We start from the raw sequence: 23,335 nt of genomic DNA, 5'->3' as shown, positions 1-23,335 counted from the left end.
ATGATATCAGATAACACGCCGTTTCCCGGTCACTCCGTCGCACAAGTTATTGAATAGCTGCTGGCCTTGGCGCATCTTCGCCACATGACACAGAGCATACGCCCCCTCATTCTTGCCTTTGGCCTCGTCCTTGCCGCATCTTCGGCGCATGCGGCCTGTCAGGTGGAATACAAGGCCAAGCGCGACAAACCGCTTGAGCTTTATTACGACGTGACGGTCGTGAACGCGCCCTGCGCCTCGGCAGAGGCGGCCCTTCGAGCGCAATTGGCACAGCAAGGGCTGACCTTGCTCAAGGTGCTGTCGAAGAAGGAAAACTGAGGTGACTTTTTCACAGGCGCGCCGATGCGCGGGATAACCACCACCGCCGCCGATGCACGCCGATCTGGCAACCGCGTGGTGATTGCCGGAGTGGGTGGCATTGTGGCGATCCTCACAATTGCGGCCGTTTTCCTGTTTCTCAGCCTGCCGGACGCCAACGCCTTTAATGCGCGGGTCGAGCGGATCTTTGTCGAGAACGATGCACTGACCGGTCAAGGCGAAATCAAACTGCTGGAAATTCTGGCGCTTTCGGGCACGGCATTCTCGGAAACGCTGGTCAGTTACCGGATGGTGATTTTTGTGCTGCTGGTTTTCGCCACAGCGCTCTTGGTCGCCTCATTGCTGTTTCTGGTGATGCTGATCACCCTCAACCGCCGCATGGCGCAGATCGAGCGTTCGGGAATTCAGGTCAGTTCCCTTCTGATCAGCCGAGAGGAGAAGACCGTCTATCTCAACGACATGGGTTTCAAGCTGACCGAGGCGGCCATGGAAACCCTCAGCGTTCTGGCCGAGGCGCGGATGGATGATGACGTGATGAGCGGGGCCGAGATTGAGGCGGTGATTTCTGGGCGCAAGCCTGAGGATTGCGAAGAGGCGGCAGGCGCCACGCGGATCAAACGCCTGCGCGATACCTTGGGCAATCAGTTGGTGAGTGAACTCTTGGTCAAGAACATCGCGCGGCGGGGCTATATGCTTGCCATCGACAAGGATGTGATCCGGGTGATCTGAGGCGGCTCAGACCCCCAATGCCGCGACCAGCCGCGACCAGTCATGCGCCCAGCCATCATCGTTGCGTTCGCTCAGGCGGATCATCCAAAGCTCCATCTCTTGCCCCGGCAGCGTTTTATCAAGGGGCACCAATCGCCCCTCGTCCAGATCGCGTTGCACCATGCCTTCGGGCAGCCATGCCACCCCGATTCCCCGGCGCGCATATTCATGCGCCGCCAGCGTCAGCGCGGTTTCGGCGCGGCGGCGCAGGATGCGGTTTGCCGGAATACGCGGCAGGATCGCGCGCGCCATGATCTGCCCCAGAAATACATCTGCCGGATATCCGATGAACGGCAGGTCATTACCCTGCGCCAGACGCGGGGCCGCCACGGGCCTTAGCCGCTCGCGCCCCAAAAGAACCTGCTCAAAGCTGCGGTTGAGCGTGAGTGGCGCAATTTCAGGCACGGCATAGACGACCGCCAGATCGGCCTCGCCCGACAAGAGGCGCAAGAGACATTCCTCGCGGTTGTCAGAGCGCACCCGCACCGGCCGCCCGCCCTGTGCGGTCAGGATGCTGACAATCGCCGGGGAATGGGTGGTGGTGATGGCATGCTGACAGGCGAGCGTGAGGCCACGCGCGCCGGCGCTCTGCATCAGGCTCTCGCGCAGGTGGCGCAATTGCGTGGCCAGCGCCCGCATCTCGCCTGATTGCGCCTCGATATCGGGCAAGAGGACGACAGGTTTGCGGCGCCGATCAAAGAGCGGCACGCCAAGCGCCTCCTCGATCGCACGCAGCCGACGGGTAAAGGCGGATTGGCTGACATGCCGTATCTCGGCGGCGCGGACGAGTGATCCGGCATCGGCCACCGCCAGAATATCATCCAACCATTCCAACCGCATATTGCAATCCTTGCATTATATGGGGCGATAATAGCATTAGACGCGGTCTATGTCCCGCCTTAGCCTACGGAAAACGCATGTTAATGGAGGACACCCATGCATCTTGCCCGTTATCCCCGCCGCTTTCTCGCCCATCTGCCCACGCCGCTCGAGCGGCTGGACCGGTTGACCAAGGAATTGAACGGTCCGGAAATCTGGATCAAGCGGGATGATTGCACCGGCCTCAGCACCGGCGGCAACAAGACCCGCAAGCTGGAATTCCTGATGGCCGAGGCGGAATTGCAGGGCGCGGATATGGTGATGACCCAAGGCGCCACCCAATCCAACCACGCGCGCCAAACGGCGGCTTTCGCCGCCAAGCTGGGCATGGATTGCCACCTGCTGCTTGAGGATCGGACCGGATCGAACAACGCCAATTACAACAATGGTGGCAATGTTCTGTTGGATCACATGCATGGGGCGACCACAGAAAAACGCCCCGGGGGCGGCGATATGAATGCCGAGATGGAAAAGGTCGCGGACAAGTTCCGCGCCGAAGGGCGCAATGTCTATACCATCCCCGGTGGTGGGTCGAACCCGACGGGCGCGCTCGGCTATGTCAACTGCGCCTTTGAGATGCTGGCGCAGTTCAATGATCGGGCGCTCAAGGTGGATCACATTGTTCATGCCACCGGCAGTGCTGGCACGCAGGCGGGGCTGATCACCGGCCTCAAGGCGATGAATGCGCAGATTCCACTCCTCGGGATTGGCGTGCGCGCGCCCAAGGCAAAGCAGGAAGAGAACGTCTATAACCTCGCCTGTGCCACTGCTGAAAAGCTGGGCTGCGCCGGAGTGGTCAAGCGTGAGGATGTCGTCGCAAATACTGATTATGTCGGTGAAGGCTATGGTATTCCCACGGAATCCGGCATCGAAGCCATTCACATGTTTGCCGAACTAGAGGCGATCCTGCTTGATCCGGTCTATTCGGCCAAGGGGGCCGCAGGCTTTATCGACCTCATTCGCAAGGGCCATTTCAAGAAGGGCGAGCGCGTCGTCTTTCTGCATACCGGGGGCTCTGTCGCGCTCTTTGGTTATGACAGCGCCTTTGATTTCTCGGGCCGCTGGAAGAAGTAATCCGCCTGAACCGGCAACCAAGACAAAGCCCCGCAGCAATGCGGGGTTTTCCATGCCCGACATATCCGGTAAAGCCCTCTGTAACCCATATTTGCAGGCGGAAGAGCACGCATGAAATTCACATTGTCCTGGCTGAAAGAGCATCTGGAAACCACGGCCTCGGTTACCGAGATCGCCGAGACCCTGACCGATCTGGGGTTGGAGGTGGAGGGGATCACCGATCCCGCCGCGCGGCTGCGTGACTTTACCATCGGCAAGGTGCTCAAGGCGGAACCGCATCCAGATGCGGACCGGCTGCGTGTCTGTCAGGTGGCCACGGCGGACGGTGAGACACAGATCATCTGCGGTGCGCCCAATGCGCGGGAGGGCATTACTGTGGTGATCGCCAAGCCGGGCGTCTACGTGCCGGGCATCGACACCACCATCGGCGTGGGCAAAATCCGTGGCATCGAGAGCTATGGCATGATGTGTTCCGAGCGCGAGATGGAGTTGAGCGAAGAGCATGACGGCATCATCGAACTGCCCTCGGGCGAAGTTGGTGCGCGGTTCACTGATTGGTTGGCCACACATGACCCCGCCAAGGTGGACCCGGTGATCGAGATTGCAATTACCCCAAACCGTCCCGATGCGCTTGGCGTGCGCGGCATCGCTGTCGATCTCGCGGCGCGGGGACTGGGCACGATGAAACCCGCCAAAACCGTTGATATTGAAGGGCAATTTTCCTGTCCCATCGGTGTGACGATTGACGAGGATACCGCGACCGGCGGCTGTGATGTTTTTGCCGGACGATTGATCCGAGGAGTCAAGAACGGCCCCTCGCCCGAGTGGCTGCAGCAGCGGTTGCGGGCCATCGGGCTGCGTCCGATTTCGACCCTCGTCGATATCACCAATTTCTTTACCTATGACCGCAACCGCCCGCTGCATGTGTTCGACGCCGACAAGGTGAGCGGTGATCTGCGCGTGCATCGCACAACGGGCGGCGAGACATTGATCGGGCTGGATGACAAGGAATATACCTTTGGCCCCGGTCAGGTGGTAATTTCCGATGACACCGGCATCGAGAGCATTGGTGGCATCATGGGCGGGCTTCCAACGGGATGCACCGATGAGACCGTGAATGTGTTTCTCGAAGCGGCGGTCTGGGATACGGTGCAAATCGCCACGACGGGCCGTGCCCTGCGGATCAATTCCGACGCGCGCTATCGCAACGAGCGTGGTATTGATCCCGCGTTCAACATGGAGGCGCTGGATCTGGCGACGCAGATGATCCTTGATCTTTGCGGTGGCGTTCCGTCCAACCGCGTGGTTGCGGGCAAGGTGCCGGATGTGAGCCGTGCCTATCGGCTCGACCCAGCTCGCGTGCAATCTCTCGTAGGTATGGATATTCCAGAAAGCGAGCAACGCCAGACACTTACGGCTCTTGGGTTCAAGATTGAAGGCAATATGGCCTATGTCCCAAGCTGGCGACCAGATATTCTGGGCGAGGCCGATTTGGTGGAGGAGGTGGCGCGGATTGCGTCGCTGACCAAACTGAAAGGCCGCCCAATGGCGCGCGCGCTGCCGGGCGTGCCTAAACCAATCCTCAGCCCGATGCAAAAGCGCGAGCAGATCGCGCGGCGCACAGGTGCGGCGCTCGGCTATAACGAATGTGTCACCTACAGCTTTATCGACCATGCGGCGGCGACGCTGTTTGGCGGTGGAGATGATGCCACAATGCTGGCCAATCCGATCAGTTCGGACATGAGTCATATGCGCCCGGATTTGCTGCCCGGTCTGTTGCAAGCGGCGGCGCGCAATCAGGCGCGAGGGATCATGGATCTGGCGCTATTCGAGGTGGGGCACGCATTCCATGGGGGTGAACCGGGAGAGCAACACCTACAGGTAGCGGGTCTGCTGGTTGGTCGCACCGGACCTAAGGACGTGCATGGGGGCGCGCGGGTCGTTGATGTGTTTGACGCCAAGGCGGATGCAGAAGCGATCCTGTCCGCGATTGGCGCACCGTCCAAGGTACAGATCCTGCGGGATGGTCCGGTCTGGTTCCATCCGGGTCGGCATGGGCGGATTTGTCTTGGCCCGAAGAAGGTGCTGGGCGTGTTCGGAGAGGTTCATCCGCGCATTCTGCAGGCGCTGGATGTCAAAGGACCTGCCGTGGCCTTTACCCTGTATCCAGCGGAAATTCCCCTGCCGCGCAAGACCTCGGCGAGCAGAGGCGCTTTGGATATCAGTGACTTGCAAGCCGTTGAACGGGATTTCGCCTTTGTCGTTGACGCGCAAATCGAAGCACTGACCTTGATCAATGCGGCGACCGGCGCAGATAAGGCATTGATCGAGGATGTGCGTATCTTTGACGCGTTCATCGGCGGCAATCTGGGCGAGGGCAAGAAATCTCTGGCCCTCACCGTGCGGCTGCAGCCACGTGATAAAACGCTGACTGAGGCCGAAATAGAGACTGTTTCGGCCAAGATCATCGAGAAAGTGACCAAGGCCACCGGCGGGGTGCTGCGGGGCTGAGACAAGAGGAGGACACCATGCTGACGGTTTATCTGTCCGGAGAAATCCACACCGACTGGCGGGATCAGATTATTGAGGGATCTCAAGGGCTTGATGTCAAGTTCTTGAGTCCGGTCACCGATCACGCGGCCTCGGACGATTGCGGTGTCGCAATTTTGGGGGAAGAGCCCAACAAATACTGGCACGATCACAAGGGGGCGATGGTCAATGCGATCCGCACCCGCAAGGGTCTCGCAGACGCAGATGTTGTGGTTGTCCGCTTTGGTGAACACTACAAGCAGTGGAATGCCGCTTTTGATGCGGGGTATGCAGCCGCGCTTGGCAAGTCGCTGATCATCCTGCAACGCCCGGAACATGACCATGCGCTCAAGGAGGTGGATGCCGCAGCACTCGCCGTGGCGCGGGAACCGGCGCAGGTGGTGGATATTCTCAAGTATGTCCTGAACGGCAGTTTGCCGGGCTGACCATGTGTACAGCCCGTACAAGAGGTACGCGCGTTTTGTACACGTTACCAAAGCGGGGTGGATGGCGGGCGTACGGCGCGTCAAGGTGACGTTAACCGGGATCAAGGCAGGGTGAGTTCAGCCCGCCAAAACCCCGGAGTGCCACTCATGTTCGTCAATGCCAACACCCGCAAGATCCGCGCGAATTTTCGCGACTACCTTGATCACGTCATGGCGACGGGAGATCGGGTGCTGATCTTTCGACATGGCAAAGAGGTGGCGGCGCTGGTCTGCCGCGAGGATTTCAACGCGCTCGAGGAGGTCTCGGGGCGGAGTGAACGGCTGATGGAACAGCGGCACCGGGAGACTATGGAGCGGATGCGGGTGATGAAGGGCAGAATGAGGCAGGAGCTGTAAGGCGGGCCTGCGGTGCTTTGGGAGAACGCTGAAACCAAGGCGAGTCCTCAACTCGCTCAGCGCGGGGATAAATGCCCCGCGAATACAGCGTGGTCTGAATACTCTTGGTGACCCCGGCAGGATTCGAACCTGCAACCTGCCCCTTAGGAGGGGGCTGCTCTATCCTGTTGAGCCACGGGGCCACGCGGGGACTTGATTAGCGCGCGCGGGGGCGTTTGTCATCGTCCGATTTCTATGACGGGGCGTTTTGGTGTGGGACGACGCAGCATGCTTGATCCTGTCCGGGCGTTCGCGGTAACAATGGGCATCAGACTTTGTGGATATATCCCGTGACACAACATGACCGACACCCCCTGACCCTGCGCGATGTGTCCGAAGCGGCGGGCGTGTCGGAGATGACGGTCAGTCGGGTTCTGCGCAACAAGGGCGATGTGTCAGACGGCACCCGGCAGCGCGTGCTCGAGGCGGCCAAGCGGTTGGGATATGTGCCCAACAAGATCGCGGGCGCCTTGGCCAGCCAACGGGTCAATCTGGTGGCGGTTATCATCCCGTCGATGTCCAACATGGTGTTTCCCGAGGTGATGACCGGGATCAGTGCCGTTCTGGAGGAGACCGATCTCCAACCGGTGGTTGGATTGACCGGATACCGACCGGAAAAGGAAGAAAAAGTACTCTATGAGATGCTGTCCTGGCGGCCCTCTGGGGTGATCATCGCGGGACTGGAACATTCGGATGCCAGCCGCGCCATGCTGCGGGCGAGCGGGATACCCGTGGTCGAGATCATGGATGTGGACGGCACGCCCATCGACTCGGTCGTGGGGATTTCGCACCGGCGCGCTGGGCAACAGATGGCGCAGGCGATCATCAAGGCGGGCTATCGGCGGATCGGGTTCATGGGCACCAAGATGCCGCTCGATCACCGGGCGCGCAAACGGTTCGAGGGGTTCACAGAGGCGCTGGCCAAGGCCGGGATCGAGATGGCGGATCACGAGTTTTATTCGGGGGGATCGGCGCTGCTCAAGGGGCGGGAAATGACCGCTGAGATGCTGCGGCGCACGCCTGATCTGGATTTCCTCTACTACTCGAATGACATGATCGGGGCCGGCGGTTTGCTCTATCTGCTGGAACAGGGAATCGACATTCCAGAACAGATGGGGCTGGCGGGGTTCAACGGTGTGGACCTTCTCAAGGGGCTGCCGCGCGAATTGGCGACGATGGATGCCTGCCGGCTGCAAATCGGGCGTAAGGCGGCCGAGATCATCGCAGCGCGGGCCGTGAGCCCCGGTGAAGCGGAGCCGGTGCGCAGCGCATCACGCTGGAACCGACGCTGAGCCTTGGTGACACGCTGCGCCGACGCTGAACACTTTTCCCTGTTTGTGTCGCAAATGGCTTTGCATTTCTGAGGCGAATCGCAAAAGGCTGCGCTCAGCCGTCCATAGAGCGGTGCAGGGAAGGGAAATGAGCGACATGAGAATCGGTTTCATCGGGCTGGGGAATGTTGGTGGCAAGCTGTCAGGCAGCCTGCTGCGCAACGGTCACGATCTGACGGTGCATGACCTGAACGCCGAGCTGGTTGGCGATTTTGTCGCGCGCGGGGCCAAGGCGGCCGCAAGCCCAGCGCAGATGATGCGCGATTGCGACGTGGTGATCACCTGCCTGCCCTCGCCTGCCGCTTCGGATGCGGTCATGCAACAGATGCTGCCCGAGGTCGGACCCGGCAAGATCTGGATGGAAATGTCGACCACCGACGCCGATGAAATCCGCCGTCTGGGCGGGTTGGTCATCGCGGCGGGCGGGGCGGCGGTGGATTGTCCGGTGTCGGGCGGCTGTCACCGCGCCGATACCGGCAATATTTCGATCTTCGCTGGCTGTGACCGGGCGACGTTCGAACGCATTCTGCCGCTCTTGAAAACCTTGGGGCGGCGCGTTCTGCATACGGGTGACCTTGGCAGCGCGTCTCTGCTCAAGGTGATGACAAATTATCTGGCCACCGCCAATCTGCTGACGCTCTGCGAGGCGATGGTGACGATGAAGGGGGCCGGCCTTGATCTTGCGACGACCTATGAGGCGATCAAGATCAGTTCGGGCACGTCCTTTGTGCATGAGACCGAAAGTCAGGTGATCCTCAACGGGAGCCGCGACATCAGTTTCACGATGGATCTGGTCAAAAAGGATATCGGGCTGTTTCAGAAGATCGCCGATGATGCGGGCGTGCCGCTGGAAATTTCGCCTCTGATGATCTCGATCTTTGACGACGGTATCCGGCGTTATGGCGCGCGGGCGCAATCGGATGATATCATCCGGCGACTGGAAGAGGCGACCGGTCTTGATATTCGCGCGCCTGGGTTTCCGGCGGAAATGGTGGATGATGAGCCCGAAGAGCAGGGCTATGAGGTTGTCCCGCCGGGGCGCTAGGCCGTTAACCATGGCGTCGGGAAAGATTTGCCAGAAGGGCGCAGAGGGCTTCTAATTATCGCGGGTCAATGTGAGTGGCGTGCGATGCTGATGTTTGCGAGTCTTCTGGGAATGGTCGCCGTTGGCGCGGCGGCGTTCGTTGGATTTCAACCCGTGGCGGAGGAGGTTGAGACCGACAGCGGCGAAGATGAGGACGGCACCGAGGGGCCTGACCTGATCGAGAGCGTGTTTGGTCCGCAGCCGCCTGTCGCCGCGGGCGCGATCGTCAGTGGGACACCTGAGGCAGAGGACATCACCGGGACCGAGGGGGATGATCAGATCAACGGTCTGGACGCAGATGATACGATTTCCGGCGGGACCGGGAATGACAGTCTGCTTGGCGCTCAGGGTGATGATCGGATTTCCGGCGAGGCTGGCGATGATACCCTCCATGGCGGCGACGGGGCCGATGTGCTCGCGGGGGGGGAGGGGCGCGACGCGCTCTATGGCCATAATGACGCGGATGATCTGTCTGGCGGGGTGGGCGATGACAGCCTTGTCGGCAGCGCCGGACATGATCTCTTGCGCGGGGATGCGGGCGACGATGCGCTGCACGGTGATCTGGACGATGACACGCTGCATGGGGGTTTGGGGCGTGATACGCTGTTTGGCGGCTGGGATGATGATGTGGTCGTTGGGCTGGTTGATGATCCGGCGACCGTTGGTCTGGATGACATCGACGGTGGTGATTTTCTCAATGGTGGCCCCGGTGACGATCTGATCCTCGCCGGTCAGGACGATGTGGTGGATGCGGGGGAGGGGGCCGATTTGATTCTGCTGGGGGATTGGATTTCGGCGGGTCACGCGGCGGAGATCGTCGATTTTGACGCTGAAGAGGACCGGCTCCTGGTCTTTTATGATCCGTTGAGTGGCGGTGATCCCACGCTCAGCCTTGAACCAGATGCAGAGGGCGGCCCGGTTCAAAACCTGATGTTGAACGGTGTTGCCATTGCAACTATCGCCAATGCATCCGGCTTGACGCTGGATCACATCGCGCTGATACCGAAGAGCGCGCTGGCCGAAATCAGCGGCCTCTAGCCGCAGGGCGCAGCCGCAGCGATTCGCGCTTTCAATTCCAGAGATTTTCTCCTATACGCGCGTATCCTTTGGGCACGGTCCCGAGGGCTTTCCATGGACCTTGCTGGACGACATCCCGGCTTGTGCCCGACACACTTTATGCAAGGAGACCCCGATGTCGATTACCGCAGAAGAAAAAGACCGCGTCATCAAGGAATTCGCAACCAAAGAAGGCGACACTGGTTCGCCGGAAGTGCAGGTTGCCATTCTGACCTCGCGGATTACCACGCTGACCGAGCATTTCAAGACCCACAAGAAAGACAACCACGGTCGTCGTGGCCTTTTGATGATGGTCGCACAGCGCCGCAAGCTGCTGGATTACCTCAAGGTCAAGAACGAGGGCCGGTATCTGGACCTCATCAAGCGCCTCGGCATCCGCCGCTAAGACAAAATACCGCGCCTCTAAAAGGGCGCGGTTTTCGTATGATCCGATTGCTGTCTCGGTTTGGCTTTGCCGGGAGCGCAGGATGAAGAACAAAAAGCCGCGGGGCAATGCGGCCCCGGATGCAAATGGGCCCGACGGGATACGCCCGGATCGGCCAAATTAGGAAACGTGATGTTTAAAGAGACGAAAAAATCGATGCAGTGGGGGGAAGAGACCCTCACTCTGGAAACTGGCAAGATCGCCCGTCAGGCGGATGGAACGGTCATTGCCACCCTTGGCGAGACCTCGGTCATGGCCAATGTAACCTTTGCCAAAGAGGCAAAGCCCGGTCAGGACTTTTTTCCGCTGACCGTTCATTATCAAGAGAGATACTATGCAGCCGGCAAAGTGCCCGGCGGCTTTTTCAAGCGTGAAGCACGGCCCTCTGAGAAAGAGACGCTGACCGCACGCCTGATCGACCGTCCGATCCGCCCGCTGTTCGTGCCGGGTTTCAAACATGAAACGCTGGTGATGTGCACCGTTCTCAGCCACGATCTGGTCAATGACCCCGATATCGTGGCCATGATCGCAACCTCTGCGGCGCTGACCATTTCGGGCGCGCCCTTCATGGGTCCGATCGCCGGTTGCCGGGTGGGTTTTGTAGATGGGGAGTATATCCTCAACCCCGAAATCGACGACATGCACAATCTGCGCAACAATCCCGAGCAGCGGCTCGATCTGGTTGTCGCGGGCACCAAAGATGCCGTGATGATGGTCGAATCCGAGGCCTATGAGCTGACTGAAGAGGAAATGCTGGGCGCCGTGACGTTTGCGCATGAGCAAATTCAACCGGTCTGTGACCTGATCATCTCGCTCGCCGAAGACTGCGCGAAAGAGCCGTTCAACTTTACCCCGCCGGATTATTCGGAGCTCTACGCAGCGGTCAAAGCCGCCGGTGAAGAGCAGATGCACGCCGCCTTTGCCATTCGCGACAAGCAAGAACGCACCCATGCGATTTCTGCGGCTCGCGAGGCCATCAAGGCCAAGCTGAGCGATGAGCAGCTTGCCGATGAAAACCTCGGTTCAGCGTTCAAGAAGCTGGAATCGAGTGTTCTGCGCGGCGATGTGGTCAAGAATGGCAACCGGATCGACGGGCGTCGTCTGGATGAGATCCGTTCGATCGTTTGCGAAACCGGTCTCTTGCCGCGCACCCATGGGTCGTCGCTTTTCACACGCGGCGAAACGCAGGCGCTGGTCGTGACCACGCTGGGCACCGGCGATGACGAGCAGTTCATTGACGCGCTGCACGGGAATTTCAAATCGAACTTCTTGCTGCATTATAACTTCCCTCCGTATTCGGTGGGCGAAGCTGGGCGCGTTGGCCCTCCGGGTCGTCGTGAAATCGGCCATGGCAAGCTCGCTTGGCGTGCGCTTCAGGCGGTTCTGCCGCCCGCGACCGATTTTCCCTACACGATCCGTCTGGTGTCTGAGATCACCGAATCGAACGGCTCTTCGTCCATGGCTTCGGTCTGTGGCGGGTCGCTGTCGATGATGGACGCGGGGGTGCCGCTCAAGACATCCGTGGCCGGTGTGGCCATGGGTCTGGTGCTGGAAGAAGACGGCTCTTTTGCGATCCTGTCGGATATTCTGGGCGATGAAGATCACCTGGGCGACATGGATTTCAAAGTGGCGGGCACCGCCGATGGCATCACCTCGCTTCAGATGGATATCAAGGTTGCGGGCATCACGCCCGAGATCATGAAGAAAGCTCTGGAGCAGGCGAAAGCCGGTCGTTTGCACATCCTCGGCGAGATGAACAAGGCGCTGTCGGGTGCGGCAGAGTTCAGCGTTCATGCGCCGCGCATCGAGACGATGCAGATCCCCACCGACAAGATCCGGGAAGTCATCGGATCGGGCGGCAAGGTGATCCGCGAGATCGTCGAAGTGTCGGGTGCCAAGGTCGATATCAACGACGAGGGCATCATCAAGATCGCCTCGCCGAATGGTGAGTCGATCAAGAAGGCCTATGACATGATCTGGTCGATCGTGGCAGAGCCGGAAGAGGGCAAGGTCTATGACGGCAAGGTCGTCAAGCTTGTGGATTTTGGCGCTTTCGTCAATTTCTTTGGCAAGCGGGATGGTCTGGTGCATGTCAGCCAGATCGAGAACCGTCGTCTGAACCATCCGAGCGACGTGCTCAAGGAAGGTCAGGACGTGAAGGTCAAGCTCTTGGGCTTTGACGATCGCGGCAAGGTGCGTCTGTCGATGAAGGTGGTCGATCAGGTCACTGGTGAAGAGGTCGCGCCCGAGAAGGGTGATAAAGACGCCGACTGAAACGCAGTCGTCGTTTGATATTGGCCCCGGTGGAAACGCCGGGGCCTTTTTCATGCCGTGGTTTACGCAACGTCATGCCCTGAATTGGCCCTAAGGTAAGGTTTTCCATACGGGACAAAAGCCCGGTTATTCCCCATGAAGACAAGGTTGATTTCTGCGACATGTGCCCGAGTGGTCAGGTTTACGAGTTGCGCGCAGTGTACGATCAAATTGGCAGCGCCATCACTCACGAAAGTGCTTGCCAGTTGGCCCCGGTGGAAACGCCGGGGCATTTTTCTAAGATCGCTGGAGTTTGTGCCGCCGAGGGCTACCGGGCATCCCAGCCTTAGTTGATCAACGCCTCGATCTTTTGCGTGATCTGGCCAGAGGTTGGGCGAGTGGTCGACCCCCAGGTGCCGATCACGCGGCCATCGGGCGCAATCAGAACCTTGTTGAAGTTCCAGGACGGGGCAAATCCGGTCTCAGTGCGGAGGGACGCATAGAACGGATGCGCAGCATCGCCGCTCACGGATGTGATGGTGGTCATGGGTGGATCGAGGCCAAAGTTGACCTCGCAGAATTCCTTGACCTCTGCCTCGCTGGACAGCTCTTGGCGGAAATCGTCCGATGGCACGGCAAGCACGACGAGACCCCTGTCACGGTAGCGGTCATAGAGCGTCTGAAGCCCGTCATACTGTGGGGTAAAGCCGCAGCGTGACGCGGTGTTGACCACAAGCACGGGCTGGCCAGACCAATCCGACAGCCTGATCTCACCGCCGTCGATATTGCCAAAGGGCGCGGTGAGGTCGAGCGCTGCGGCGGGCAGGGCGAAGAGGGACGCAAGAATGAGAACGAGCAGGCGCATGATATCCTCCTGTCAACCTGTAGAGATACGCCGTCACAGGCATTGCGGATCACGCCACGCTATTTGATTTTTGCAGCGCCACCCCATCTGTTACCATAGAATGATAACAGGAGGTGTCTACCGTGACCCAATACAGCAAAACCCCGGAGAAACTCGCAGCGCTCAGCCGCGAAGAATTCCGGGTGACGCAGCAGAGCGGAACAGAACATCCCGGCACCGGCAAGTATCTGCACAACAAGGAGCCGGGGATCTATGTGGATATTGTCAGCGGCGAGCCGCTCTTTGCCAGTTCGGACAAGTACGAATCGGGGTGCGGCTGGCCGAGTTTCACCAAGCCGATTGAACCTGCGCATGTGAAAGAGTCGCACGATTTCACGATGGGCATGATCCGGACGGAGGTGCGCAGCGCGCATGGCGATAGCCACCTTGGCCATGTTTTTCCCGATGGGCCGCGGGATCGGGGCGGGTTACGCTATTGCATCAATTCAGCGAGCCTGCGATTCATACATCGTGATGACATGGAAGCAGAGGGATACGAAGCGTATCTCGATCAGGTGGAGGATGTAGCATGAGCGAACGTGCCGTACTGGCAGGGGGCTGTTTCTGGGGTATGCAGGATCTGATCCGCAAGATTCCGGGCGTGATATCGACCCGCGTGGGCTATACCGGCGGCAATGTTCCCAATGCCACCTATCGCAATCACGGGACGCATGCCGAAGGACTCGAGATCCACTTTGATCCGGCCAAGGTCACCTATCGTCGGTTGTTGGAGTTCTTCTTTCAGATCCATGACCCGACCACGGTGAACCGGCAGGGCAATGACATGGGCATGAGCTATCGCTCGGCGATCTACTTTTGCAACGAAGCGCAAAAGGCCGAGGCGCTGCGCACGATTGCCGATGTCGAGGCGAGTGGGCTGTGGCCCGGCAAGGTTGTGACAGAGGTGGAGCCGGTCGGGGAGTTCTGGGAGGCGGAGCCGGAGCATCAGGATTATCTCAAGCGGTTCCCGCAGGGCTATACCTGTCATTTCCCGCGGGCCGATTGGGTGTTGCCACGCAAGGCGGCGGAAACCGACGCCTGAGGCGGAACAGAGACTGAATTGACAGATCATAGGGCGATGGACCCAAGAACATGCGCCCTCTGACCGGAATATCGCTCAAGCTCATTTCGGTGATGCTCTTCATCACCATGTCATCGCTGATCAAGGCCACGGCGGCGCATGTGCCGCCGGGCGAGGCGGTGTTTTTTCGCTCGTTCTTTGCGATTCCGGTGATCCTGATCTGGCTGACGCTGCGAGGGGATCTGCGCACGGGTCTCAGGGCCACCTCCCCGATGAGCCATTTTTGGCGGGGATTCGTGGGCACGGCGGCGATGGGCCTTGGCTTTGCCGCCTTGGGCATGTTGCCGTTGCCAGAGGTGACGGCGCTCAGCTATGCCGCGCCGCTGTTGGTGGTGATCTTTGCCGCGATGTTCCTCAATGAACAGGTCGGCGTCTTTCGGATTGGCGCGGTGGCGCTTGGCCTTGGGGGTGTGTTGATCGTTCTCGCACCGCGCCTGACGGCCCTGAGTGGGCCGACGGTAGAGACGATGCAGGCGGTGGGCGCGATGCTGGCTGTGACGGGGGCGATCTGTGCCGCGCTCGCGCAAATCTATGTCCGCAAATTGGTGCAGACCGAGGAGACCAGCGCGATTGTGTTCTATTTCTCGGTCACATCGACATTGCTGTCGTTTCTGACGATCCCGTTCGGATGGGTCATGCCGACCGGACCGGAGCTTGGGCTGCTTGTTCTGGCGGGATTGCTTGGCGGATTGGGCCAGATCTTTCTGACGTCTTCGTATCGCTTTGCTGATGCCAGTGTGGTGGCCCCGTTTGACTATGCGTCGATCCTCTTTGCCTTGGGGATTGGCTATTTCATCTTTGATGAGGTGCCGACGCGCGCGATGCTGACAGGGGCGTCTCTGGTCATTCTCGCGGGCATCATCATCATTCTGCGTGAGCGGCAGTTGGGTATTCAGCGCAATCGGGCACGTTCGGCCCGGACGCCGGAATAGGATCAGCCTCCGGTCAGCGTGGCCAGAGCATAGGGTGGCCAGAGCATCGCACGCCGGAACCGGCCCAGAGGCCAGCGGCGCGGCGGTTTGCGCATGATCTCAGGATAAAGGGCGCGTGGGGTGCGGTCCAGCGCCAGGTCGGCAAGGATCGCACCGGCATAGCTCGCCATTGCGACGCCATTGCCGTGATAGGAGAGGCCAGTGAAGGCGCCCGGCATATCCGGGATCGGCCCGGCATAGGGGGTCAGATCCGGAGCAAGGGACAAGAGGCCATTCCAGCTATGCGGTGTTTCGACATGCGCCCAAGCGGGAAACATCGCCTCGAAATGCCGCCGGATGGTGCGGTGCATCCGGGCATCAAAGCCCGGCGAGCTGAAGAGACCGCCGCGCATGCCAAAGAGCATGCGATTGTCGGGCATCAAGCGGAAGTAATGCAGAAAAAAGCGGTCGTCATAGCACATCTGCCGCGTGGTCCAGCCTTGGGCGGCCAGCTCATCCTCGGTCAGGGGGCGGGTGACGATGACGTTGGATTGGGTGGGAATATACCGCGCGCGCATCCAACCCGGCAGGTCATCCGAGGAATACCCGTTGGTGGCGACGATCAGGCGGCGGGCTGTAATGCGTGCGTTGGGTGTGGTGAGAGTGAAGGGTCCGGTTTGTTGGATCGCTGTAACGGGCGTGTTGGAATGGATACGCGCGCCCGCCCGGCTTGCGGCCTGTGCCAGACCAGCTGTGTATTTGAACGGGTTGAGGGCCACGCCAAGGGGCGTGGTGAGCGCCGCGTAGAACGGGCCTTTCATCCCCATCTGGGTCAATTCGGAGCCGGGGATCAAGGTGGGCGTGAGCCCGTAATCGGATTTGATCCGTATCGCACGGTCGGCAAAGCTGGCGGCGGCCTTGGGCGTATGGGCGAGCACGGTTTCGCCATCGGAATGGATGTCCGGGGCGATGCCGTGGGATTCTATCAGGGAACGGGTGAAATTGACCGACTCGACCTCGGTGCGGCGCCACTCGCGCCGGGCGGATTCGCCGTGAATTTTGCGCAGCATCGCGTCAGAGGCGGCAGAGCCACCGAGGCAACAAAAGCCACCATTGCGGCCCGATGCGCCCCAACCGGGTATCTGGGCCTCGAACACCCGGACATCCTGCCCCGCCTCCGCAAGATGCAGCGCGGTGGACAGGCCGGTAAAGCCAGCGCCAATCACCGCGACATCACAGGTGATGTCCCCCTCTGCTGAGGGGTAATCGGGCGGCGTCGCCGTGGTCGGCCAATAACAGCGCTCGCGCGGGCCTTCCCCATAAGCATGGGCGGGGAAAACACGGGTCATGCGTGCACGGCGGCGCGTTCGTCAGCCTGTTGGCGCAGCGAGGCGCGTTTCGTGATCAGCGAGGCGGAGATGACCCCAACCGCAACGATCCCGATCATGATGGTCGAGAGCGCGTTGATTTCTGGCGAGACACCAAGACGCACCGCCGACCAGATCTTGATCGGCAGGGTGGTGGCCGAGGGACCGGCGGTGAAGCTGGCGATCACGAGGTCATCGAGCGACAGGGTGAAGGCCAGAAGCCAGCCGGAAATGACCGCGGGTGCGATGATGGGCAGGGTCACGAGGCGGAAGGCATCGAAGGCCGAACAGCCCAGATCGAGCGCCGCCTCTTCGAGCGAGCGATCAAAGGTCACAAGGCGCGACGACACAACGACCGAGACGAAGCACATCGAAAAGGTGGTGTGCGCGAGAATGATGGTGAAAATCCCGCGATCCATCCCAATGCCGATGAAGAGCAGAAGGAGCGACAGGCCGGTGATCACCTCGGGCATGACCAAAGGCGCGTAGATCATGCCAGAAAACAGCGTGCGGCCATAGAACCGCCCGGCACGCACCAACACGAGAGCCGCCATGGTGCCCAAGATCGTGGCGATGGTCGAGGAGGCCACCGCCACCTTGACCGTCACCCAAGCGGCATCGAGGAAGGACTGGTTGCTGAGCAATTCGCCATACCACTTGGTCGAGAACCCGGCCCAGACCGTCACCAGCTTGGATTCGTTGAAACTATAGGTGATCAAGATGATCATCGGCAGGTAGAGAAAGGCGAATCCAAGCGTGAGCGAGGTGGTGTTGAACCATGTGAGCCGTCTCATTCTTCGGCCTCCCGCTGTTTTTGCTCGTTGCGTTGAAAGAGCACGATGGGGATGATCAGGATCAGCAACAGAACGACGGCCACGGCGCTGGCCACGGGCCAATCCCGGTTGTTGAAGAATTCTTCCCAGAGCACCTTGCCGATCATCAGGGTTTGCGACCCGCCCAAGAGCGAGGGAATGACAAATTCACCGATCACCGGGATGAAGACCAGAAAGCATCCGGCAATGATGCCGGTTTTCGATAGGGGGACCGTGATCAACCAGAATGCCTTGATCCGCGAACAGCCCAGATCCTCGGCCGCTTCGAGCAGGGAGCCATCCATCCGCTCGAGCGCGGAATAGATCGGCAGGATCATAAACGGGAGGTAGGTGTAGACGATGCCGATATAGACCGCCGTGGGCGTGTTGAGGATGATCAGCGGCTCGGAAATCAGGCCGAGTTTCAAGAGAAGCTGATTGAGGTAGCCCTCGGTCGAGAGGATGCCCATCCAAGAATAGACCCGGATGAGAAAGCTGGTCCAGAACGGCAGGATCACCAGCATCATCAGGGTCGGGCGCCAGTGATCCGGCGCATTGGCCATGCCATAGGCGATGGGATACCCCACCAACAGGGTCAGGAGGGTGGCAAAGAAGGCGATCTGGAGTGACGAGACATACGCCTTCCAGTAGAGATCATCGGTCGTCAGAAAGGCGAAATTCTCTAGGTCCAGCGCGCTGAAAAACGCCTTGATCCCCTGCCAGCCCTCAGTGAAATCCAAGGTTGGCGTATAGGGTGGAATGGCTGTGGCGATATCGCTGAGGCTGATCTTGAAGACGATCAGGAACGGCACCATGAAGAGGGCTAGAAGCCAGATATAGGGCAGGAAAATCAGGGTAAAGCGGCGCATCACGTCACCCTTTCAACAAAACGGCGGCGGTGTCGGTCCAAGATAGCCAGACGGTGTCTTCCCAAGTAAAGCCACGCCGGGACAGGCGGCGGGTATTGGCGGTCTGCGCCTTGATCATCTGACCATTGGGCAAGGCAACGTGATAGGTCGAGAGGTTGCCAAGATAGGCGATGTCGATGATCTTGCCCTGCACGGCGTTGCGACGGTCTGTCGGTTGCTCGGCGCTGATCACCACCTTTTCCGGGCGTAGCGCAATGTGACAGGTCTCGCCATTGTCGAAACTGGTCTCGCTCTCAGCATAGAGAGGCGGCATGCCTTCGGCATAGGCGATTTCATATCCCTCGCCGGATTTACGGGCGGTGCCGGGGATGATCGTGACCTCGCCGATGAAATCGGCGACATAGACGGAATTGGGTATTTCGTAGATGCGCGCGGGCGTGTCGGCCTGAATGATGCTCCCGTTGTCCATCACCGCGACGCGGCTGGCCACGGTCATCGCCTCTTCCTGATCGTGGGTCACGATCACGAATGTGGTGCCGGTTTTCTCTTGAATATCCATCAGTTCAAACTGGGTCGCCTGCCGCAATTTGGCGTCGAGCGCGCCAAGCGGTTCGTCGAGCAGCAAGAGTTTGGGGGCCTTGGCCAAGCTGCGGGCAAGGGCAACGCGCTGACGCTGACCACCGGAAATCTGGTGCGGCTTGCGCTTGGCGAATTGTTGCAGGCGCGTGAGCTTGAGCATTTCGTCGACGCGGGCGGCAATCTCGTCCTTGGGTTTACTATCGCGTTTGAGACCAAAGGCGATGTTTTCCCAGACTGAGAGATGCGGGAAAAGCGCATAGGACTGGAACATCATGTTCACAGAGCGCTTGTTGGGGGGGATCGGTGCAAGATCCTGACCAGCAAGGAGAATCTTGCCCTCCGTCGGCTTTTCAAAGCCTGCCAGCATACGCATCATCGTGGTCTTGCCGCAGCCTGAGGGGCCAAGCAGCGCGAAGAACTCGCGCTCGTAGATGTCGAATGTCTGATTGTCGATCGCGGTAAATTCACCAAACCGCTTGGTCACGCCTTTGAACTGAATGAGTGGCTTTGCCGCTGGATCGTTCCAAGGCTCGAAAACAACTTGTGCCATACCTGCCCCCGACTGTTTGAGATCGCCCGCGCATGGATTGGCCATGCGCGGGTAACTTGTCTGTCCGGGTCAGGTGCCAGATTTGATCTTGGTCCAGAGACGGGTCACGACGCGCTGAACCTTGGCGTCATAGGGTGTAGTCGTGAAGAGATTGTTCAGAGCCTCTTCCGACGGATAAATTGCCGGATCGCCGATCACGTCCTCAATGAGAAACTCCTGGCTCGCCTTGTTGCCATTGGCGTAATAGACATAGTTCGACGCGGCGGCCATGTTCTGCGCGTCCATGATGAAGTTCAGGAACGCATGCGCGCCGTCGGGATTGGGGGCATCAACGGGGATCGCCATCTGGTCGAACCACATCTGTGCGCCTTCCTTGGGGGCGTTGTAGACAATTTCGACGCCATTGTCGGCCTCTGCGGCGCGGTCACGGGCCTGAAGAATGTCACCGGACCAGCCCACAGCCACGCAGATATCGCCATTGGCGAGCGCGTTGATATATTCCGAGCTGTTGAATTTCTGGATATGCGGACGCACCGCCATCAACACAGGCTCGATCTTGGCGATCACGTCGGGGTCATGGCTGTTGGGGTCTTCGCCGATATATTTCAGCGCCATCGGGATCATTTCAGCGGGGGCGTCGAGGAAGTGCACGCCACATTCCGCAAGCTTTGCCATGTTGTCGGGGTTGAGAACCAGTTCGAGACTATCGAGCGGCGCATCCTCACCCAGCAGTTCCTTGACCTTGCCGACATTGGCACCGATGCCGGTGGTGCCCCACATGTAGTTGATCGAATAGGCGTTGTTGGGATCGTATTGCTCGGTACGCGAGCTGACCACGTCCCACATGTTCTCGTGATTGGGCAGTTTCGACAAGTCCAGCTTCTGGAATGCGCCCGCCTGTATTTGCCGTTGCAGGAAGGTCCCAGTCGGCACGACCACATCGTAGCCTGACCCACCAGCAAGCATCTTGGTTTCCAGAACCTCGTTGCTGTCAAACACGTCATAGATAAGCTTGAGCCCGGTATCCGCCTCGAACTTGGTCAGAAGTTCCTCGTCGATATAGTCGGACCAGTTGTAGACCCTTACCTCTTGCGCCTGCGCGGCAAAAGCGCCGAGCGCGATCGTGGCTGTCGTGGTCAGTATCAGATTTCGCATCATGTTCTCCCGTTGGTCGGCATGTGTCTGCCTTAAAGCGGATTTGATCAAAAAATACCGCTCATGGCAATATGGTAATGTTTTCATGCAGAAGCTAAACTCGCAAGGCCAGACGTAGACCTGCTTGATCGGAATGCTTTGTAGATGAACACCGCCGCACAGAAATTCAGCACTGACGGGGGCGATATGCCCCGCCTGCCCGCGCATGAGTTGATTTATCGACAGCTTCGCGATTTGGTTCTGTTCGGGGATCTTGCGCCCGGTCAGGCCGTGACAATTCAAGGGCTGTCGGAGCGTCTGGAGGCGGGCATGACCCCGGTGCGCGAGGCAATCCGCCGCCTGATCGCAGAAGGCGCGTTGGAATTTCAGGGCAATCGCCGGGTCTGTGTGCCCCTGTTGACGGCCGATAATATCAGCGAATTGATCTATGCAAGACAATGGCTTGACCCATATTTGACGCTACGCGCCACAGAGCGGGCGAGTCTTGTGGATCTGGATCAACTGGCAGCGTTGGATGATGAATTGGATCGTGCAATCCTGCGGGGGGATTTGCGGGCCTATCTTGAACTGAACTACCGATTTCACAAGCGGCTCTATGAGATTGCGCAGGCGCCGATCCTTGCGGATGTCGCGGATGGGCTCTGGCTTCGGTTCGGGCCATCGCTCCGGGTGGTCTGTGGACGCATGGGCACGCAGAACCTGCCGGACAAGCACAAGGACATGCTGGCCGCGATGCATGCCCATGACGCAGAGGCCGCAGCGCGCGCCATTCGTGAGGATGTGATTCAGGGAATGGAGCAAGTGCGCCATTCTCTTGAGCGATCTGGTGCCGCTTACTGATTCGATTGACACCAGATAATTTGATCATATTTTGGGTGCACCGGCTGCGCTTGCGCAGTTCAACCGACTCTGGAAAGGGAATGCCATGACGATGATCACCAATCACATGCCGACTGCTGAATTGCAGGCGCTGGATGCCGCGCATCACATGCACCCCTTTACCCATGGCAATCAATTGGGGACCAAAGGCGCGCGGATCATCACACGCGCCAAGGGTGTGACCCTTACGGATAGCGAAGGCAATGAGATCCTCGACGGGATGGGCGGTCTCTGGTGTGTCAATATCGGCTATGGGCGCAAGGAGCTGGCGGACGTGGCGGCACGGCAGATGCTGGAACTGCCGTTCTACAACACGTTCTTTCAGACCAGCCATGTGCCCGCCATCGCACTGGCTGCAAAACTGGCCGAACTGGCGCCGGGTGATCTCAATCATGTGTTCTACGCCGGGTCGGGGTCTGAGGCGAATGACACCAATATCCGCATGGTCCGCACCTATTGGGCACAGTTGGGCGAACCGGAGCGCAATATCATCATCAGCCGCAAGAATGCCTATCACGGGTCGAGCGTGGGCAGCGGCAGTCTGGGCGGCATGTCGGGTATCCATGCCCAAGGCGGGTTGCCCATTCCGAACATTCACCACATTGATCAGCCGCATTGGTATGCCGAAGGCGGCGATAGCGACCCCGAGGCGTTTGGACTGGAGCGCGCGCGGCAGCTTGAGGCCAAGATCGAGGAACTCAGCGCGCACCGTGTCGCGGCCTTTATCGCAGAGCCGGTGCAGGGCGCGGGCGGCGTGATCATCCCGCCCGACAGCTACTGGCCCGAGATTCAGCGGATTTGCGACAAATATGGCATCCTGCTGATTGCCGATGAGGTGATCTGTGGGTTTGGGCGCACCGGCAATTGGTTTGGCAGTCAGACCTATGACATTCGCCCCGATATCATGACCATCGCCAAGGGGCTGAGCTCTGGCTATGCGCCGATTGGCGGCTCTTTGGTGTCGGACCGGGTGGCCAAGGTGATCAACGACTGTGAGTTCAACCACGGCTATACCTATTCCGGGCATCCGGTGTCCTGCGCCGTCGCGTTGGAGAACCTGCGGATTCTTGACGAGGAAAAGATTGTAGAGCGCGTGGCGCAGGATACCGGGCCTTATCTGCAAGAGAAATGGAACACGCTGGCCGAGCATCCGCTGGTGGGCGAAACCCGGATCATCGGCATGATGGGTTCGCTGGCGCTGACCCCGCACAAGGCGAGCCGCGCGAAGTTTGCATCCGAGCCGGGCACGGCGGGCTATATCTGTCGTGAGCGGTGCTTTGCCAATAATCTGGTGATGCGCCACGTTGGCGACCGGATGATCATCTCACCGCCGCTGGTGATTTCGAAATCCGAGATCGACACGCTGATCGAGCGGGCGTGGATGTCGCTTGATCAGGCGGAGAAGCAGATCCGCGACGAAGGCTTGATGAAGGCCGCCGTCTGAGGCGGGATTACGAGGCGACCGGGCGCAATGCGCGCCCGGCCAGCATGAGGTGTTCATCTACACTTATCCGCTCAGTTAAACATGTCCGCGGTGATCCCCGCATACCAGCCGACGGATTCCTCATAGGTCGCCTTGCGGGTTCCGGCGTCCTCGCCAGTCTGCGAGA

General features: G+C 59.6%; 23 protein-coding genes, 1 tRNA gene and 1 pseudogene. 16 read left to right on the top strand and 9 right to left on the bottom strand.

Annotated elements, in window-relative coordinates:
* Nucleotides 1–84 precede the first annotated feature (84 nt).
* Both ACSSVY_RS12840 and ACSSVY_RS12835 read left to right on the top strand, forming a co-directional pair.
* Nucleotides 85–318 carry a hypothetical protein gene (locus ACSSVY_RS12840; RefSeq protein WP_009816708.1) on the top strand — a complete coding sequence of 78 codons (234 nt, stop codon included), beginning with the start codon at nucleotides 85–87 and terminating at the stop codon, nucleotides 316–318.
* A gap of 24 nt (nucleotides 319–342) precedes the next feature.
* On the top strand, nucleotides 343–1,047 hold the full coding sequence (locus tag ACSSVY_RS12835; RefSeq protein WP_454269982.1) for a winged helix-turn-helix domain-containing protein: 705 nt from the start codon (nucleotides 343–345) through the stop codon (nucleotides 1,045–1,047).
* 6 nt (nucleotides 1,048–1,053) lie between these two features.
* On the opposite strand, the gene ACSSVY_RS12830 is transcribed toward ACSSVY_RS12835, so the two are convergent.
* On the bottom strand, nucleotides 1,054–1,926 hold the full coding sequence (locus ACSSVY_RS12830) for a LysR family transcriptional regulator (RefSeq protein ID WP_454269981.1): 873 nt from the start codon (nucleotides 1,924–1,926) through the stop codon (nucleotides 1,054–1,056).
* A 96-nt stretch (nucleotides 1,927–2,022) separates the two neighbouring features.
* On the opposite strand from ACSSVY_RS12830, the gene ACSSVY_RS12825 reads away from it, so the two are divergent.
* The 4 genes from ACSSVY_RS12825 to ACSSVY_RS12810 all read left to right on the top strand — a co-directional run bounded on the left by ACSSVY_RS12825 (nucleotide 2,023) and on the right by ACSSVY_RS12810 (nucleotide 6,410).
* Nucleotides 2,023–3,039, top strand: a complete 1,017-nt coding sequence (locus ACSSVY_RS12825) for a D-cysteate sulfo-lyase (RefSeq protein WP_009816711.1) — start codon at nucleotides 2,023–2,025, stop codon at nucleotides 3,037–3,039.
* Between the two features lie 111 nt (nucleotides 3,040–3,150).
* Complete coding sequence (gene pheT, locus ACSSVY_RS12820; RefSeq protein WP_454269980.1) at nucleotides 3,151–5,550, top strand: phenylalanine--tRNA ligase subunit beta; 2,400 nt, start codon at nucleotides 3,151–3,153, stop codon at nucleotides 5,548–5,550.
* 17 nt (nucleotides 5,551–5,567) lie between these two features.
* Entirely contained in the window at nucleotides 5,568–6,014 is a 447-nt protein-coding gene (locus ACSSVY_RS12815) for a YtoQ family protein (RefSeq protein ID WP_454269979.1), read from the top strand.
* A 147-nt stretch (nucleotides 6,015–6,161) separates the two neighbouring features.
* Entirely contained in the window at nucleotides 6,162–6,410 is a 249-nt protein-coding gene (locus ACSSVY_RS12810; RefSeq protein ID WP_454269978.1) for a type II toxin-antitoxin system Phd/YefM family antitoxin, read from the top strand.
* A gap of 105 nt (nucleotides 6,411–6,515) precedes the next feature.
* Here ACSSVY_RS12810 and ACSSVY_RS12805 read toward each other — a convergent pair.
* Nucleotides 6,516–6,592, bottom strand: a tRNA-Arg gene (locus tag ACSSVY_RS12805).
* Between the two features lie 147 nt (nucleotides 6,593–6,739).
* Here ACSSVY_RS12805 and ACSSVY_RS12800 point away from each other — a divergent pair.
* The 5 genes and pseudogenes from ACSSVY_RS12800 to pnp all read left to right on the top strand — a co-directional run bounded on the left by ACSSVY_RS12800 (nucleotide 6,740) and on the right by pnp (nucleotide 12,639).
* Nucleotides 6,740–7,770 (top strand): annotated as a pseudogene (locus tag ACSSVY_RS12800) (LacI family DNA-binding transcriptional regulator).
* A gap of 59 nt (nucleotides 7,771–7,829) precedes the next feature.
* Nucleotides 7,830–8,825: an NAD(P)-dependent oxidoreductase gene (locus tag ACSSVY_RS12795; RefSeq protein WP_454270217.1), complete on the top strand. Its 996-nt coding sequence runs from the start codon at nucleotides 7,830–7,832 to the stop codon at nucleotides 8,823–8,825.
* A 90-nt stretch (nucleotides 8,826–8,915) separates the two neighbouring features.
* On the top strand, nucleotides 8,916–9,902 hold the full coding sequence (locus tag ACSSVY_RS12790; RefSeq protein WP_454269977.1) for a calcium-binding protein: 987 nt from the start codon (nucleotides 8,916–8,918) through the stop codon (nucleotides 9,900–9,902).
* A 154-nt stretch (nucleotides 9,903–10,056) separates the two neighbouring features.
* Nucleotides 10,057–10,326 (top strand): 30S ribosomal protein S15, encoded by a 270-nt coding sequence (rpsO, locus tag ACSSVY_RS12785; RefSeq protein ID WP_454270216.1) that lies wholly within the window; start codon nucleotides 10,057–10,059, stop codon nucleotides 10,324–10,326.
* 171 nt (nucleotides 10,327–10,497) lie between these two features.
* A complete protein-coding gene (gene pnp, locus ACSSVY_RS12780; protein ID WP_454269976.1) occupies nucleotides 10,498–12,639 on the top strand; it encodes a polyribonucleotide nucleotidyltransferase in 2,142 nt (713 codons plus the stop codon).
* Nucleotides 12,640–12,964: 325 nt separating this feature from the next.
* Here pnp and ACSSVY_RS12775 read toward each other — a convergent pair whose 3' ends face one another.
* Nucleotides 12,965–13,483 carry a glutathione peroxidase gene (locus tag ACSSVY_RS12775; RefSeq protein ID WP_454269974.1) on the bottom strand — a complete coding sequence of 173 codons (519 nt, stop codon included), beginning with the start codon at nucleotides 13,481–13,483 and terminating at the stop codon, nucleotides 12,965–12,967.
* A 122-nt stretch (nucleotides 13,484–13,605) separates the two neighbouring features.
* Here ACSSVY_RS12775 and msrB point away from each other — a divergent pair, with 122 nt between their 5' ends.
* From msrB to ACSSVY_RS12760, 3 genes are read left to right on the top strand one after another with little or no spacing between them, the layout of a single operon-like run.
* Nucleotides 13,606–14,055 (top strand): peptide-methionine (R)-S-oxide reductase MsrB, encoded by a 450-nt coding sequence (msrB, locus tag ACSSVY_RS12770; RefSeq protein WP_040650377.1) that lies wholly within the window; start codon nucleotides 13,606–13,608, stop codon nucleotides 14,053–14,055.
* The gene (gene msrA / locus ACSSVY_RS12765) at nucleotides 14,052–14,564 is read left to right on the top strand and encodes a peptide-methionine (S)-S-oxide reductase MsrA (RefSeq protein ID WP_454269973.1); all 513 of its coding nucleotides are present in this window, start codon (nucleotides 14,052–14,054) and stop codon (nucleotides 14,562–14,564) included. Before msrB ends, msrA begins: the two co-directional genes overlap by 4 nt.
* A 50-nt stretch (nucleotides 14,565–14,614) precedes the next feature.
* Entirely contained in the window at nucleotides 14,615–15,535 is a 921-nt protein-coding gene (locus ACSSVY_RS12760; RefSeq protein WP_454269972.1) for a DMT family transporter, read from the top strand.
* A gap of 2 nt (nucleotides 15,536–15,537) precedes the next feature.
* Here the strand turns inward: ACSSVY_RS12760 and ACSSVY_RS12755 are convergent, their stop codons facing one another.
* From ACSSVY_RS12755 to ACSSVY_RS12735, 5 genes are all read right to left on the bottom strand, one after another.
* Nucleotides 15,538–16,863, bottom strand: coding sequence for an NAD(P)/FAD-dependent oxidoreductase (locus tag ACSSVY_RS12755; RefSeq protein WP_454269970.1), 1,326 nt, complete (start codon nucleotides 16,861–16,863; stop codon nucleotides 15,538–15,540).
* Nucleotides 16,860–17,675 (bottom strand): ABC transporter permease, encoded by an 816-nt coding sequence (locus tag ACSSVY_RS12750; protein ID WP_454269968.1) that lies wholly within the window; start codon nucleotides 17,673–17,675, stop codon nucleotides 16,860–16,862. Before ACSSVY_RS12750 ends, ACSSVY_RS12755 begins: the two co-directional genes overlap by 4 nt.
* Nucleotides 17,672–18,562, bottom strand: a complete 891-nt coding sequence (locus ACSSVY_RS12745) for an ABC transporter permease subunit (protein ID WP_454269967.1) — start codon at nucleotides 18,560–18,562, stop codon at nucleotides 17,672–17,674. The genes ACSSVY_RS12750 and ACSSVY_RS12745 overlap by 4 nt, the downstream gene beginning before the upstream one ends.
* A gap of 4 nt (nucleotides 18,563–18,566) precedes the next feature.
* Entirely contained in the window at nucleotides 18,567–19,691 is a 1,125-nt protein-coding gene (locus tag ACSSVY_RS12740; protein WP_454270215.1) for an ABC transporter ATP-binding protein, read from the bottom strand.
* 69 nt (nucleotides 19,692–19,760) lie between these two features.
* Nucleotides 19,761–20,849 carry a polyamine ABC transporter substrate-binding protein gene (locus ACSSVY_RS12735; protein ID WP_454269966.1) on the bottom strand — a complete coding sequence of 363 codons (1,089 nt, stop codon included), beginning with the start codon at nucleotides 20,847–20,849 and terminating at the stop codon, nucleotides 19,761–19,763.
* A 141-nt stretch (nucleotides 20,850–20,990) separates the two neighbouring features.
* On the opposite strand from ACSSVY_RS12735, the gene ACSSVY_RS12730 reads away from it, so the two are divergent.
* Together ACSSVY_RS12730 and ACSSVY_RS12725 are read left to right on the top strand one after the other, a co-directional pair.
* Nucleotides 20,991–21,686 carry a GntR family transcriptional regulator gene (locus tag ACSSVY_RS12730; protein ID WP_454269965.1) on the top strand — a complete coding sequence of 232 codons (696 nt, stop codon included), beginning with the start codon at nucleotides 20,991–20,993 and terminating at the stop codon, nucleotides 21,684–21,686.
* 85 nt (nucleotides 21,687–21,771) lie between these two features.
* Nucleotides 21,772–23,169, top strand: a complete 1,398-nt coding sequence (locus tag ACSSVY_RS12725; protein WP_454269964.1) for an aspartate aminotransferase family protein — start codon at nucleotides 21,772–21,774, stop codon at nucleotides 23,167–23,169.
* A 71-nt stretch (nucleotides 23,170–23,240) separates the two neighbouring features.
* Here the strand turns inward: ACSSVY_RS12725 and ACSSVY_RS12720 are convergent.
* Nucleotides 23,241–23,335, bottom strand: a 95-nt coding sequence (locus ACSSVY_RS12720) for an FCSD flavin-binding domain-containing protein (RefSeq protein WP_454270214.1), incomplete at its 5' end; no start/stop codon positions are given.

The sequence above is a fragment of the Roseovarius sp. MBR-51 genome, assembly GCF_053628575.1.
Note: the sequence above shows the minus strand (reverse complement) of the source record. Positions and strands in the feature narration are given on the sequence as shown.

Coding starts and splice junctions, on each gene's coding strand:
- ACSSVY_RS12840 (WP_009816708.1), top strand. CDS start 85: ATGACACAGAGCATACGCCCCCTCATTCTTGCCTTTGGCCTCGTCCTT.
- ACSSVY_RS12835 (WP_454269982.1), top strand. CDS start 343: ATGCGCGGGATAACCACCACCGCCGCCGATGCACGCCGATCTGGCAAC.
- ACSSVY_RS12830 (WP_454269981.1), bottom strand. CDS start 1,926: ATGCGGTTGGAATGGTTGGATGATATTCTGGCGGTGGCCGATGCCGGA.
- ACSSVY_RS12825 (WP_009816711.1), top strand. CDS start 2,023: ATGCATCTTGCCCGTTATCCCCGCCGCTTTCTCGCCCATCTGCCCACG.
- pheT (WP_454269980.1), top strand. CDS start 3,151: ATGAAATTCACATTGTCCTGGCTGAAAGAGCATCTGGAAACCACGGCC.
- ACSSVY_RS12815 (WP_454269979.1), top strand. CDS start 5,568: ATGCTGACGGTTTATCTGTCCGGAGAAATCCACACCGACTGGCGGGAT.
- ACSSVY_RS12810 (WP_454269978.1), top strand. CDS start 6,162: ATGTTCGTCAATGCCAACACCCGCAAGATCCGCGCGAATTTTCGCGAC.
- ACSSVY_RS12790 (WP_454269977.1), top strand. CDS start 8,916: ATGTTTGCGAGTCTTCTGGGAATGGTCGCCGTTGGCGCGGCGGCGTTC.
- rpsO (WP_454270216.1), top strand. CDS start 10,057: ATGTCGATTACCGCAGAAGAAAAAGACCGCGTCATCAAGGAATTCGCA.
- pnp (WP_454269976.1), top strand. CDS start 10,498: ATGTTTAAAGAGACGAAAAAATCGATGCAGTGGGGGGAAGAGACCCTC.
- ACSSVY_RS12775 (WP_454269974.1), bottom strand. CDS start 13,483: ATGCGCCTGCTCGTTCTCATTCTTGCGTCCCTCTTCGCCCTGCCCGCC.
- msrA (WP_454269973.1), top strand. CDS start 14,052: ATGAGCGAACGTGCCGTACTGGCAGGGGGCTGTTTCTGGGGTATGCAG.
- ACSSVY_RS12760 (WP_454269972.1), top strand. CDS start 14,615: ATGCGCCCTCTGACCGGAATATCGCTCAAGCTCATTTCGGTGATGCTC.
- ACSSVY_RS12755 (WP_454269970.1), bottom strand. CDS start 16,863: ATGACCCGTGTTTTCCCCGCCCATGCTTATGGGGAAGGCCCGCGCGAG.
- ACSSVY_RS12750 (WP_454269968.1), bottom strand. CDS start 17,675: ATGAGACGGCTCACATGGTTCAACACCACCTCGCTCACGCTTGGATTC.
- ACSSVY_RS12745 (WP_454269967.1), bottom strand. CDS start 18,562: ATGCGCCGCTTTACCCTGATTTTCCTGCCCTATATCTGGCTTCTAGCC.
- ACSSVY_RS12740 (WP_454270215.1), bottom strand. CDS start 19,691: ATGGCACAAGTTGTTTTCGAGCCTTGGAACGATCCAGCGGCAAAGCCA.
- ACSSVY_RS12735 (WP_454269966.1), bottom strand. CDS start 20,849: ATGATGCGAAATCTGATACTGACCACGACAGCCACGATCGCGCTCGGC.
- ACSSVY_RS12730 (WP_454269965.1), top strand. CDS start 20,991: ATGAACACCGCCGCACAGAAATTCAGCACTGACGGGGGCGATATGCCC.
- ACSSVY_RS12725 (WP_454269964.1), top strand. CDS start 21,772: ATGACGATGATCACCAATCACATGCCGACTGCTGAATTGCAGGCGCTG.